Here is a 3,238-nt window from a genome sequence, read left to right as displayed (position 1 = left end):
CACAACCCGCCATATCCGAGCGAGCGCCCACCCACAACCCGCCATATCCGAGCGAGCGTCCACCCAAGAGCCCCCATATCTGCAGGAGGGTTCACTTCCGAAGACGCGGCGAATACGCTGAAGCAAGCTGCCCCATTCCCCCGTCCCTAGCTTTGGAGCCCATTAATGACAGGTTGGAATGCCGAGAACCTCGCAGGTTCGGCCGGCGCAGGTGCCGTGACACTTTTGGCAGGAACATCGTTTTGCGTCTCGGCGGCCAACGGCGATATGGACCAACTGCGCCCGCACGGGATGTTCTTCCGCGACACACGGTTCGTTTCGAACTGGGCGTTGGAGGTGAACGGCCACCCCATCGAGGCCTTGGGTTCCCCTGTCCCGGAGCCCTATCGCGCCGATTTCGTCGGCCGAGCGTCTCGCACCGATGGCTTGGCAGACAGCCATCTCCTGATCGAGCGCCGGCGGAGCCTGTTCGGCGGGGTGCACGAAGAGATTACGATCAGGAATTTTTCCAGCAAGCCCACACACGCCACGGTTTCACTCACGGTCAATGCGGACTTTGCGGACATCTTCGAAGTGAAGGAAGGCCGGGCACGCCACGAGAGCGTGCATTTGACGCGGGCCAGTGACGGTTCGTTAGTCCTCGAGTCCCAGCGGGAGGGGCGGCACGTACTTGTCACCATTGACGCACCGAATTCCGAGGTTGACGGAGACGTCGTCAGCTACGACATCTCTCTTGAGCCCCAAGGCCATTGGTCCACGGGTGTGACGGCCACGCCCCGCATCGACGGAGTTGGACCCGAGGCGGACGCCCAGGTTTGGGGCAACCAGCGCGCCTACGATCTTCCTGAAGAAAGGCTTCAGGAGTGGCACGGCAGGGTTCCCATAACGGAGCTTGCCAACCAGGCCTTCGACAAAGCATTGGCCCGGAGCAGGGAAGACCTCGGTTCCCTCAGGATCTTCGACCCCGACCATCCCGGACGGACGGTGGTGGCCGCAGGATCGCCTTGGTTCATGGCACTTTTCGGCCGGGACTCCCTCCTGACGTCCTTCATGACCCTTCCACTGGACCCGTCCCTGGCGTTGGGAACGCTCAAAACCTTGGCCGACCATCAGGGCCGGACCGTCAATCCGCTCAGCGAAGAGGAGCCGGGCCGGATCCTGCATGAGGTGCGCCTGGGCGCCACGACAGGCCTCGCGCTTGGCGGCGGCAGTGCGTACTACGGTTCAGTGGATGCCACCCCGTTGTTCGTCACGCTCGCGGGGGAGCTCACCCGCTGGGGGTTCCATTCCGAGGTCTCGGAGTCCCTTCTGCCGGCGGTGGACCGGGCCCTTGACTGGATCCGCGACTACGGAGACGCCGACGGCGACGGGTTCGTTGAGTACTCGCGGGCCACGGACCATGGCCTCCTCAATCAAGGCTGGAAGGACTCCGGGGACGGGATCAACTTCGCCGACGGCACATTGGCGGAGCCTCCGATCGCCTTGTGCGAAGTCCAAGGCTACGTCTACACCGCCTATCTCAGCCGGGCCTTGATGGCCCAGGAGGAGGGCGACCTGAAGCTGGCTGCGGTGTGGGGCGCGCGGGCGGCCGAACTCAAGCGAAAGTTCAACGAGGAGTTCTGGCTCCCTGAACGCGGCTATTTCGCCATCGCCCTCGATCGCGACAAGCGGCCGGTAGACGCCTGCGCATCCAATATGGGTCACTGCCTGTGGAGCGGAATCGTCGACGACGACAAGGCTCGGTTAGTCGCGGAGCGGCTCATGTCGGACACAATGTTCACGGGCTGGGGCGTCCGGACCTTGGCCTCGGACATGGCGGCCTACAACCCGGCGAGCTACCACAACGGCTCGGTGTGGCCGCATGACAATGCCCTCATTGCCGGCGGATTGATGCGCTACGGCTTCGTCGAGGAGTCCCAGCGCCTCGTCACGGGCCTTCTCGATGCGGCCGAGGCGTTCGACGGACGGCTACCGGAGTTGTTCTGCGGCCTGGACAGGAAAACCTACGGGACGCCCGTCCCCTACCCTTCGTCCTGTTCGCCGCAAGCGTGGGCCGCTGCCACACCTGTTCACTTGCTGCGCGTATTGCTCCGTTTCGATCCTTGCCTCACTCACGGCGGCCTCTGGCTGGCACCGGTGGTTCCCGAAGGCTTCGGCCGGATCAAAATGCGGAACATCCCGCTTGCCGGCTCCCGGATCTCCGTGGAGGTGGTCAACGGAGAAACACGGGTCACGGACCTGCCCGAGGATGTCGCGCTGCACCGCGAAGCCCGCAAGCCGTTGTCCGATCTCTTGGATGTCCACCACGTCACCTCTGGTCTGCGGCGGGGGCACTAGGTGCGCATCGGCTTGGTTGCGCCGCCTTGGATTCCAGTCCCGCCGCCTGCATACGGGGGGACGGAGTCGATCATCGATATCCTCGCTCGCGGCCTGGTGGCCGCGGGCCACGATGTGCTCCTCGCCGCGGCGTCCGGAAGCACGTGTCCAGTGGACAAGGTCCCCGGCCCGCCGCTTGCCGACGGCTCCCGGATAGGGAACGGGACGGACGAGCTCCGCCACAGCGTGTACGCCTTCGCGGCCATGCACGACGTCGACCTCATCCACGACAACACCTTGGCGGGGCCGCTGTACCGGCATCGGCCGGAGGGAACGCCCATCGTCGCAACGGCGCACCTTCCGTTTTCAGAAGAAAACCATGACATTTACCAGGCCATGGCCACAGACACCGCGATCATTGCCATCTCGCACCATCAAGCGGAAACTGCCCCCGGAATCAAGATACGGAGGGTCATCCACCACGGCATCGACACGCAATCCGTCCCGCTCGGAGCCGGCGACGGCGGCTACGCCAGCTTCCTCGGCCGGATGCATCCCGGAAAGGGCCTGCCGGAAGCAATAGAGACCGCCCGCCTGGCCCAGGTACCGCTGCGAATTGCGGCCAAGATGTACAGCGCGGAAGAACATGAGTACTACGCCGCGGTCATCGCGCCGCTGCTGGGGCCCGACGTCGAATACCTCGGCGAGCTGAACGCTGCGGACAAGTTCGTCCTCCTGGGCGGGTCCGTGGCCTTGCTGAATCCGCTTCAGTGGGATGAACCTTTCGGCATGGCCATGATCGAGTCCCTCGCCGCCGGGACTCCGGTGGTGGCAACATTCCGGGGATCCGCCCCGGAAATCGTCTCCGAGGGCGTCACCGGCTACCTTCGTTCCAGCCCCCCGGAGCTGGCCGAGGCAGTCA

The 3,238-nt window shown here is 64.6% G+C and carries 2 protein-coding genes; both read left to right on the top strand.

Features of this window, described 5'->3' with window-relative positions:
• The first annotated feature begins 165 nt into the window (after positions 1–165).
• Positions 166–2,337: an amylo-alpha-1,6-glucosidase gene (locus AHiyo1_RS23805; RefSeq protein ID WP_059390269.1), complete on the top strand. Its 2,172-nt coding sequence runs from the start codon at positions 166–168 to the stop codon at positions 2,335–2,337.
• On the top strand, positions 2,338–3,238 hold a 901-nt coding region (locus AHiyo1_RS23800; RefSeq protein WP_059390268.1), incomplete at its 3' end, for a glycosyltransferase.

Source organism: Arthrobacter sp. Hiyo1, from assembly GCF_001263615.2.
In the GTDB taxonomy this organism is placed as follows: Bacteria; Actinomycetota; Actinomycetes; order Actinomycetales; family Micrococcaceae; genus Arthrobacter.
This window is presented reverse-complemented; position numbering and strand designations above follow the sequence as displayed.